This window comes from Streptomyces anatolicus, assembly GCF_019400875.1.
Classification (GTDB): Bacteria; Actinomycetota; Actinomycetes; order Streptomycetales; family Streptomycetaceae; genus Streptomyces; species Streptomyces anatolicus.
On record NZ_WMBF01000297.1, the window covers coordinates 1 to 7,843 of the forward strand.

A 7,843-nucleotide genomic window follows, 5' to 3' on the forward strand; every position below is an offset into this window, starting at 1 on the left:
CCTCACCGGGGGCGCGCAGGGTGTCGAGGACCTGGCGGACCTCTCCCAGCGCCTCCTTGCTGGCGGCCTTGATGGTGGTGAGGGCGGTGCGGGCCTGTTCCGGATCGGAGTCGAGCAGTGCTAGGCCCATGCCCGCCTGGACGTTGATGACGGAGATGCTGTGCGCGAGGACGTCGTGCAGTTCGCGGGCCATGCGCAGCCGCTCCTCGTCGGCACGCCGCTCGGCGGCCCGCGCGCGCTCGGCCCGCTCCTTGTCCCACTGTTCACGGCGTACGCGGCCCAACTCGCAGACCGCGACGACCGCGACGACCCAGACGGCGACAACGATCTCCCCGCTCCAGGGGCTCGCCCCGTCGCCGCCGGGCGGCAGCCACTCGTAGAGCCAGTGCGCGAGCAGCAGATGCCCGGCCCAGAGCGCGCCGACCGCACCCCACGCCGCGGGCCGGTGCCCCGCCACGACCGCGGCGAAGCAGGCCACGGCGACGGTGAGCAGCACCGGGCCGTACGGGTATCCGGCGCCGAGGTAGACCAGCGTCACGGCGGTGGTGGCGTACGCGACGGTGATCGGGAAGCGGTGCCGCAGCAGGAGCACGCCCGTGGCCAGGAGGAGCAGCACCCTGGCGAGGGGGTCGAGTGCCACGCGGTCGGGCTGGCCGTGTCCGGCGAAGCCGGAGCCGAGCTGTACGAACACGGTGAGCGCGAGCGTCGTGAGCCAGGGCAGCCGGGGGGCCGCCCCTTCCGGCGTCCGCAAGTTCCACCAGGCCGGTCCCTTCCGCCACATCGGCGGTCCGCCCCACGCCGGGGGCGGACCGCCCGGCCTGTGTTCGCGCTGCTCGTCCATGCCGGTCACGCTATGCCGCACGCGGGCCGGCGGGCGTCCGCCGGGCGAGGTGATCACGCGTACTCCCCCGGGAGTATCCGCCCTCACCCGCGTCGCCCCGCGTGCCGCACAGCCTCTCACCTGGGCGCTTGTTACGCAGTTCAGCCCCATACTAGACTTTATGTATGGCTAAGACGCCGCGCATGACACTGCAGACCCAGCTGGTGCTGCGGACGCTGCTCGAGACCCCCGCCCGGGCCCGCTACGGCCTCGAACTCTCCGAGGCCGCGGGCCTGCCGACCGGCACGATCCATCCGATACTCGCCCGCCTGGAGAACGCGGGCTGGCTGGAGTCGTTCTGGGAGGACACCGGCGAGATCGAGAAGACCGATCCGCCGCGTCCGCGCCGCCGCTACTACCGCTTCACGCAGAGCGGCGCCGAATCCGCCCGTCTCGCCCTCGCGCAGGCCTACAACGGCGGGGCGACCTCGGCCCGGTTGCGCCCGGTGGCCGAGGGTCCCGGAGGGGTGTGACCGCGTGGAGAGCTATGACGACCACCCTCTGAACACCGCCTTCGTGAACACCGGCTTCGTGAACCTCGACCTGGAGGAGGACTCCTCCGTAGGTGGCAGCCCGCGCCTGCGCCTCCTCGGGAGCATGGAGGTGAGGACGCCGGTGGGCAGCCTCCTGAGCTGCGAGCACGGGCACCTCACGGAAGTGGATGACTGCGAGGCCTGCGGCATCCGTATACACGGCGAGCCGCGCTTCGAATCATCGCGGCAGGCGATCGCCGAGCACGCGGCGCAGATCGCCGAAGCCGAGGCCCGCATCGCGGCCGGCACCGAGGCCGAGCCGAGCGCCACCAGGACCACCATGGACCAGTTGGCCGCGGTGCCGTCGCCGTCGGCTGCGCGGCGCCCCAGGCGCAGCAGGTGTGTCAACCTCGCGGCCCGCCTCCTGCCCTGCCAGGACCGCGAACGGTGGCTGGAGGAGTGGCAGGCCGAGTGGTTCGATCTCGCCGCCCGCCCCGCGCGCGTACGCGTCGGGTTCGTGGCGCGCCTCGTCCTGCACAGCGGACCCCGGCTCGCCTGGCTGCTGCGCGTCGGACGCCCCAAGGAGACGGCATGACCGGCCGGTTACCCGTAAGGGAGAAGCCGCACTTCACGAGGGAGCGGGCCGAGAGCCTGGCCGCGTACAACGCGGCGCTCGCCGCGACGCACCGCCTCTTCGCCTCCCCGGCGATGGAGAAGTGGATGACGGAGAGCCTCACCGCGCTCACGGGCAGACCCACCACCGTCAACCGGAGCCTCTCTCTGCTGACGCTCGACGACGACGAACTCCGCGGGGTGCTGCACTCCGTCCGGGCGCAGCGCCTGAGGGAGGACCACCCGGACCACCTGAACCGCCGGGCCGCGCGGCACGCGGTGGCTCCGTCCGGCCCCGGTTCGCCCGGGCCCCGGCTCATCTCGCTCGCGGCCATGCTGCTGCCCGGCGCGCAGCGCGGCCGTTGGGCCGAGGAGTGGGCCGCCGAATGGGCCGATCTGTCCGAACGCCCCCTGCGCACACGCTGGTCGTACCTCGCCAGGCTGCTCCTCCACGGCGCGCCCAGACTCGCCTGGAGCGCCCGCCGCGCCGCACGCCGGGGGACGGCGTGAACCGGCCGGCCCCTCCCTTCGGACCCCTCAGGAACCACCCGACAGGAGATCACCTGATGTCACTCCAGGACGGCGGGGCCGTCATCCACCTGCGCTATCTGCCCGGCACCGGCTTCGCCCTGGCGGGCGCCGTCGCCGCGGGCATCACCTGGGAGTACGTCCCCGAGCCCGGCACCTGGCCCCTCGCCGTGATCGCGGCGGTGGCCATGGTGTGCGACGCGGTCATCATCGCCGCACGCGGTGGGCGCGGGTAGCGGCACGGCCGCCCCTCGCGGTGGGCGCGGGCGACGAAACCGCCGCCCCGGCCCTCAGCGCTCGATCTTGCTCAGCGCCCGCCCCGCCAGCGGATGCGTCCGTACCAGTTCGCCCAGTGTCGTCGTGCCGCGGGTGATCTTCGCGAAGGCGTTCCACGCGGGGCGGAAGCCCGTGACCGCCGCGTGGAACACACCGGGGCGGCGCTCGAAGATCTGGAGCATGCGGCGCCCCACGCTCATCTCGACGCCGAGGCCCGCCTTGATGGCGAACGCGTAGTTCAGCGCCTGGCGGCGGGCGTCCACCGCGTCGTGCGCCTCCGCGATCCGGACCGCCCACTCACCCGCGAGGCGCCCGGAGCGCAGCGCGAAGGAAATGCCCTCGCGGGTCCACGGCTCCAGGAGGCCCGCCGCGTCGCCGCAGACCAGGACCCGGCCGCGGGAGAGCGGGGAGTCGTCACTGCGGCAGCGCGTGAGGTGCCCGGAGGAGATGCTGGGCTCGAAGCCGGCGAGGCCGAGCCGGGCGATGAAGTCCTCCAAGTACCGCTTGGTGGCGGCGCCTTCGCCGCGCGCGGAGATCACGCCGACGGTCAGGGTGTCGCCCTTGGGGAAGACCCAGCCGTAACTGCCGGGCATCGGACCCCAGTCGAGGAGGACGCGCCCCGCCCAGTCCTCGGCGACGGTCTCGGGCACCGGGATCTCCGCCTCCAGACCGAGGTCGACCTGGTCGAGCTTGACCCCGACATGCGCTCCTATGCGGCTGGCACTGCCGTCGGCGCCGACCACGGCGCGGGCCAGGACCGTCTCGCCGCCCTGGAGCATCACGGCGACGGTCCGCCGGTCGGGCACCTCGGGGCCGTGCTGCTCCACGCGCGCGACGGTGACGCCCGTGCGCAGCTCGGCGCCCGCCTTCTGGGCGTGCTCGACGAGCTGCTGGTCGAACTCGGGGCGGTTGATGAGCCCGAAGAGCGTCTGCCGGGAGCGGCGCGTGCGCGTGAACTTGCCGTCCAGGGAGAACGTCACCGCGTGCACCCGGTCGCGCAGCGGCAGCTCGAAGCCGGGCGGCAGGGCATCGCGCGAGGGGCCGATGATGCCGCCGCCACACGTCTTGTAGCGGGGCAGTTCGGCTTTCTCCAGGAGCAGCACGCTGCGTCCCGCGACGGCCGCCGCATAGGCCGCCGATGCCCCCGCGGGGCCGGCTCCGACCACGACGACGTCCCACACGTACCGGGCGTCGTCCGCTGAGTTCTCGCTGCTCACGTTGGTCTACCGCTCCTGATCCCGCTGTTGGCCGCGCTTTCCCCTGGCATCCTACGGCGGACCCCTGCGGGTCTCTCCTGTGGGAGGATCGCAGGCATCCACAGATACAACGTCGCACCCACGAGGAGCGTGCCCATGTCGCCGGATCCGATCGCCGAGACCGTCGCCTCACTCATGCCGAGGGCGAAGGCGGAGCTGACCGAACTGGTCGCCTTCAAGTCGGTGGCGGACTTCGCGCAGTTCCCGAGGAGCGAGAGCGAGGCCGCCGCGAACTGGGTGGCGGACGCGCTGCGCGCCGAGGGCTTCCAGGACGTCGCGCTGCTCGACACCCCGGACGGCACGCAGTCGGTGTACGGCTTCCTGCCGGGCCCCGAGGGCGCGCCGACCGTCCTTCTGTACGCGCACTACGACGTGCAGCCGCCGCTCGACGAGGCCGGCTGGGTCACTCCGCCGTTCGAGCTGACCGAGCGCGATGGACGCTGGTACGGCCGGGGCAGCGCCGACTGCAAGGGCGGCCTCATCATGCACCTGCTCGCGCTGCGCGCCCTGAAGGCGAACGGCGGCGTCCCGGTGAGCGTCAAGGTGATCGTGGAGGGCTCGGAGGAGCAGGGCACGGGCGGTCTGGAGCGGTACGCGGAGGCGCACCCCGAGCTGCTCGCGGCCGACACGGTCGTCATCGGCGACGCGGGCAACTTCCAGGCCGGTCTGCCGACGGTGACGGCGACGCTCCGCGGCATGACCCTCGTACGCGTCAGCGTGGACACCCTTGAGGGGAACCTGCACTCGGGGCAGTTCGGCGGCGCCGCCCCGGACGCGCTCGCCGCGCTGGTGCGCGTGCTCGACTCGCTGCGCGCCGAGGACGGTTCGACAACTGTCGACGGTCTGACGGGCGAGGCCGTCTGGGACGGGCTTCAGTACGAAGAGGACAGCTTCCGCAGGGACGCCAAGGTCCTCGACGGTGTGCGGCTGATCGGCGAGGGCACGGTCGCCGACCGGATCTGGGCGCGCCCCGCCGTCACCGTCATCGGCATCGACTGCCCGCCGGTGGTCGGCGCGACGCCGTCGGTGCAGGCGAGCGCGCGGGCCCTGATCAGCCTGCGGGTGCCGCCGGGCGTGGACGCCGCCGAGGCGACGAAGCTGCTCCAGGCCCATCTGGAGGCGCACACCCCGTGGGGCGCGCGGGTGCACAGCGAGCAGATCGGGCAGGGCCAGGCGTTCCGCGCGGATACCACGAGCCCGGCGTACACGGCGATGGCCGAGGCGATGGGCGAGGCCTATCCGGGCCAGGAGATGCAGTTCGCGGGCCATGGCGGCTCGATCCCGCTCTGCAACACCCTCGCCTCGCTCTATCCGGACGCGGAGATCCTGCTGATCGGTCTGAGCGAGCCCGAGGCGCAGATCCACGCGGTCAACGAGAGCGTGTCGCCCGAGGAGCTCGAGCGGCTCTCGGTCGCCGAGGCGCTGTTCCTGCTCAAGTACGCGGCGAGCTGACCGCTCGCCCTCCGTCCTCCGTGGGGGACGGCTAGCCGTCGATCGGGGCGCCCGCCTCCAGGTAGAGCGCGGCGCCCCGTTCGCGTGCGCGCAGCGCCCACCGCAGCCGTTCGTAGCGCACCGAGGGCAGCAGGGCGGCGGCTTCCTGTTCGGTGACGAAGCGCCAGTCGCGCAGTTCGGGGCCGGGCAGCAGCATGCGGTGGACCTCGGTGCTGTCGAGCCGGCCGCCGTCGAAGAGGAACCGCATCCCTCCGTAGCCGGGCGGTTTCGGCGGCTCCCAGTCGGCGACCAACAGGCGGAGAGTGTCGGGGAGTTGGATGCCGGTCTCCTCGGCGACCTCGCGTACGCCCGCGCGCGCCGGTGCCTCGCCGGGTTCGACGACGCCGCCGGGGAACTCCCAGCCCGCCTTGTAGGTCGGGTCGACGAGCAGCACCCGGTCCTGTTCGTCGAAGAGCAGCACGCCTGCGGCAAGGGTCTCCGCGGTGGGCTCGGGGGTCTGCACGATGTCGCAGGCGGACGCGGCGCCGGTGCGCACGGCGTCGGCGAGGTGCGCGGCGGTCTCGTGGGGGGTGAGGGCGCTGGTGTCGAGGCGGTGGGCGTCCGTGCCGAGCCAGCCGGCGAGGGCCGTGCGGTACGGCTCGATGTGCTCGAACGACCACTGGCGTACGCGCAGGTCGCCGTCGGGCAGCTCCGGCGGGACATCGCGGCCGGATATCCGCTCGCGCAGGATCGTTTCGTCCGGGGCGAGCACGATGTGGCGTACGGGAATCCTGCGCGAGGCGAGGCCGCCGAAGATCTCGTCGCGGTACTCCTGGCGCAGCAGTGTCATCGGCACCACGAGGACGCCGCCCACTTCGGCGAGGAGCGCGGCCGCCGTGTCGACGACGAGGCGGCGCCAGATCGGCAGGTCCTGGTAGTCACTCACCTCGGCGAGCCGCTTGGGCGGCAGCAGATGGGGCAGTGCGCCGCCGATGACTTCCGGGTCGAAGAGCGTGCTGTTCGGGATCAGCTCGATCAGTTCCCGTGCGGCACTGGTCTTGCCCGCGCCGAACGCGCCGTTGATCCAGACGATCACGGTTCCCCCTCATCCGTCGGCCCCCTGTGGCTTGCCCGCAACACCCTGTCATGGAAACCAGGCGCTGATGGGTGAGGAAGTCTCGCGCCACCGGGCGCGATGTCAAGCTGCTTGTTTAATTTTCACCCGATCGCATGGTGCTGGGTTTTCGAGAATCGTTCCCGCACTCCACAGTGCGCCGGGCCCGGCTAGCGTGACTTCCCGGGCGCCCCGGTCCCCGGCGTCCCGAAGGAAATGCATTCCGGATGCGCCGCCCCCTCGGGGGAGATCGGCGCCGGCGCTGGGGGGATTGATGCGGCAGGACGAACTGAGCGAGTACACGTGCGAGGGCCTCGCTCAACCGCGGGTATACGGGCTCGACCGGACGATCGTGGTCGAGCTGCGCGGCGAGATCGACCTCGTGGCCTACCAGCGGATGGTCCCGCTGTTCGACGCCGTGGCCGCGGGCCCGGAGCCGGTCGTGATCGTCGATCTGAGCGAGGCCGGCTTCTTCGACTGTTCCGGGATCTCGTTGCTGATGCGGGCCCACCGACGGGTGAGCGACAGAGGCGGCGCGCTGTGCGTCGTCTGCACCCACCCGCTGACCCTGCGCATGCTGCGCCTCACGGGCCTCACCGAAACCCTCTCCCCCGCGCCGACCGTGGGAGCGGCGCTGGCCGCCCTCGGCGATGTCACGCAGCGCGACGCTTGAGCGAGCGCGCCGAGCCTCCTCGTCTTACGTTGGCCGGGAAGGTCCCCCGCCGCGAACGGCGGAGGACAGTGGAAGACAGAGGAGTGACCATGGGTGACAAGGGCGGCATGGACAAGCTGAAGGGCAAGGCCAAGGAGATGGCCGGCAAGGCCACCGGCGACAAGCGCCGCGAGGCCGAGGGCAGGACGGACCGGACCAAGGGCGAGGCCAAGGACACCATGGAGTCCGCCCGTGACAAGGCCAAGGGCATGAAGGACTCGCTGAAGCGGAACGACTCCTAGGTCTCTCCGGGCCTTCCGGGCCTCCGGGCTCCGGGCCTCCGGCTTCCGGGCCTGCGGGGCTCCGGGCCTCCGGCTTCCGGGCCTGCGGGCCTTCCGGCCTCCGGCTTCCGGTGTGTTGGCCTTCCGGCCTCCGGCTTCCGGTGTGTTGGCCTTCCGGCCTCCGGGCCTCTGGCCCTGGCCTGTTGGCCTTCCGGCCTCCGGGCCTCCGGGCTCCGGCTTCCGGGCATGCGGGCCTTCCGGCTTCCGGGCCTCCGGCCTCCGGCCTCCGGCCTGTTGGCTGCCGCGCCCCCCGCTCCTCGCGGGGGGCGCTCGCCTGTTC

The 7,843-nt window shown here is 72.5% G+C and carries 10 protein-coding genes; 7 read left to right on the forward strand and 3 right to left on the reverse strand.

Annotated features, from left to right (window positions below; all coding sequences use genetic code 11):
- Nucleotides 1–841 (reverse strand): histidine kinase dimerization/phosphoacceptor domain-containing protein (locus tag GKQ77_RS22680; protein WP_219690776.1); only part of this gene is annotated, 841 nt, incomplete at its 3' end.
- A gap of 164 nt (nucleotides 842–1,005) precedes the next feature.
- Between GKQ77_RS22680 and GKQ77_RS22685 the strand changes: the two genes are divergently transcribed.
- The 4 genes from GKQ77_RS22685 to GKQ77_RS22700 are packed head-to-tail and all read left to right on the forward strand — an operon-like array spanning nucleotide 1,006 to nucleotide 2,729.
- Nucleotides 1,006–1,353, forward strand: a complete 348-nt coding sequence (locus GKQ77_RS22685; RefSeq protein WP_240659670.1) for a PadR family transcriptional regulator — start codon at nucleotides 1,006–1,008, stop codon at nucleotides 1,351–1,353.
- Between the two features lie 4 nt (nucleotides 1,354–1,357).
- Nucleotides 1,358–1,948, forward strand: coding sequence for a hypothetical protein (locus tag GKQ77_RS22690; RefSeq protein WP_219690777.1), 591 nt, complete (start codon nucleotides 1,358–1,360; stop codon nucleotides 1,946–1,948).
- The gene (locus tag GKQ77_RS22695) at nucleotides 1,945–2,475 is read left to right on the forward strand and encodes a hypothetical protein (RefSeq protein WP_219690778.1); all 531 of its coding nucleotides are present in this window, start codon (nucleotides 1,945–1,947) and stop codon (nucleotides 2,473–2,475) included. The genes GKQ77_RS22690 and GKQ77_RS22695 overlap by 4 nt, the downstream gene beginning before the upstream one ends.
- A gap of 56 nt (nucleotides 2,476–2,531) precedes the next feature.
- Nucleotides 2,532–2,729, forward strand: coding sequence for a hypothetical protein (locus GKQ77_RS22700; RefSeq protein WP_219690779.1), 198 nt, complete (start codon nucleotides 2,532–2,534; stop codon nucleotides 2,727–2,729).
- 54 nt (nucleotides 2,730–2,783) lie between these two features.
- On the opposite strand, the gene GKQ77_RS22705 is transcribed toward GKQ77_RS22700, so the two are convergent.
- Nucleotides 2,784–3,986: a geranylgeranyl reductase family protein gene (locus GKQ77_RS22705; RefSeq protein ID WP_219690780.1), complete on the reverse strand. Its 1,203-nt coding sequence runs from the start codon at nucleotides 3,984–3,986 to the stop codon at nucleotides 2,784–2,786.
- Between the two features lie 135 nt (nucleotides 3,987–4,121).
- Between GKQ77_RS22705 and GKQ77_RS22710 the strand changes: the two genes are divergently transcribed.
- The gene (locus GKQ77_RS22710) at nucleotides 4,122–5,477 is read left to right on the forward strand and encodes a dipeptidase (RefSeq protein ID WP_219690781.1); all 1,356 of its coding nucleotides are present in this window, start codon (nucleotides 4,122–4,124) and stop codon (nucleotides 5,475–5,477) included.
- Nucleotides 5,478–5,508: 31 nt separating this feature from the next.
- Here GKQ77_RS22710 and GKQ77_RS22715 read toward each other — a convergent pair whose 3' ends face one another.
- Nucleotides 5,509–6,552 carry an NUDIX hydrolase gene (locus GKQ77_RS22715; protein WP_219690782.1) on the reverse strand — a complete coding sequence of 348 codons (1,044 nt, stop codon included), beginning with the start codon at nucleotides 6,550–6,552 and terminating at the stop codon, nucleotides 5,509–5,511.
- A 292-nt stretch (nucleotides 6,553–6,844) separates the two neighbouring features.
- Between GKQ77_RS22715 and GKQ77_RS22720 the strand changes: the two genes are divergently transcribed.
- Both GKQ77_RS22720 and GKQ77_RS22725 read left to right on the forward strand, forming a co-directional pair.
- Entirely contained in the window at nucleotides 6,845–7,243 is a 399-nt protein-coding gene (locus tag GKQ77_RS22720; RefSeq protein ID WP_219690783.1) for an STAS domain-containing protein, read from the forward strand.
- 89 nt (nucleotides 7,244–7,332) lie between these two features.
- Entirely contained in the window at nucleotides 7,333–7,524 is a 192-nt protein-coding gene (locus tag GKQ77_RS22725; protein WP_219690784.1) for a CsbD family protein, read from the forward strand.
- Nucleotides 7,525–7,843: the final 319 nt, after the last annotated feature.

Bases quoted from the DNA above. Each gene is read 5' to 3' on its own strand.
- GKQ77_RS22685 (WP_240659670.1), top strand. From the start codon at position 1,006: ATGGCTAAGACGCCGCGCATGACACTGCAGACCCAGCTGGTGCTGCGG.
- GKQ77_RS22695 (WP_219690778.1), top strand. From the start codon at position 1,945: ATGACCGGCCGGTTACCCGTAAGGGAGAAGCCGCACTTCACGAGGGAG.
- GKQ77_RS22700 (WP_219690779.1), top strand. From the start codon at position 2,532: ATGTCACTCCAGGACGGCGGGGCCGTCATCCACCTGCGCTATCTGCCC.
- GKQ77_RS22710 (WP_219690781.1), top strand. From the start codon at position 4,122: ATGTCGCCGGATCCGATCGCCGAGACCGTCGCCTCACTCATGCCGAGG.
- GKQ77_RS22720 (WP_219690783.1), top strand. From the start codon at position 6,845: ATGCGGCAGGACGAACTGAGCGAGTACACGTGCGAGGGCCTCGCTCAA.
- GKQ77_RS22725 (WP_219690784.1), top strand. From the start codon at position 7,333: ATGGGTGACAAGGGCGGCATGGACAAGCTGAAGGGCAAGGCCAAGGAG.